This is a genomic window from Seonamhaeicola marinus, assembly GCF_008085455.1.
In genome coordinates this window covers 319-964 of record NZ_VSDQ01000449.1, presented here as the reverse complement: position 1 = coordinate 964, position 646 = coordinate 319, and the positions used below count along the sequence as shown (strand labels likewise).

The following is a 646-nucleotide window of genomic DNA, read 5'->3' as shown; positions in this document are numbered from 1 at the left end:
CTGTTACACTACCTGTTTTATTGTATTTTGAGCCTTTTAAGGTATAGTGTAAAGGTTGGCCAAAAAGTGAATATTTAAAAGTGTTTATAGTTTCGGTAATGGTTTCTGGTGTATCTTGTAAGCTTGTGCACATCATGGCATGTATAGATTGTACGCCTAAGTTATGCACTTGGTTATGAATGGCTGTAATATCACTATAACCAATAATCCATTTAGGGTTTTCTTTAAAGTTAGACCAATCTAATTTATCTAAAATCCTAACAGAACCATAACCGCCTCTAGCGCACCAAATAGCTTTAATGTTTGGGTTGTTTAATGCGTTTTGAAAATCTTCACAACGCTCATCATCAGTTCCAGCAAAATGGTGTTCTTGGTTAAAAATATGTTTACCAACCTGGGCGTGTAACCCCCAACTTTTAAGCAGTTTTTTAGCACTTTCAATTTCAGCAGTTCTATTTTTTAAAATTCCGGCAGGTGCAACAATAGCTACTGTATCACCAGCTTTTAAGTAGGGTGGTTGTGTCAAATTTAATACTTGTTTTAAAGGTTCGTTTTGAGCAATAATGGTATTTTTTCCTAAGAAAAAAGTAGCGCAAAATACATACAAAATTAGCAGGTTTCTATACATATTGTAAATGTACATTTT

At 33.7% G+C, this 646-nt stretch carries 1 protein-coding gene; it reads right to left on the bottom strand.

Annotated elements, in window-relative coordinates:
* Nucleotides 1-607: S66 peptidase family protein (locus FUA24_RS07650; protein WP_246146983.1), on the bottom strand; the 607-nt coding region annotated here is incomplete at its 3' end.
* Between the last annotated feature and the right edge of the window lie 39 nt (nt 608-646).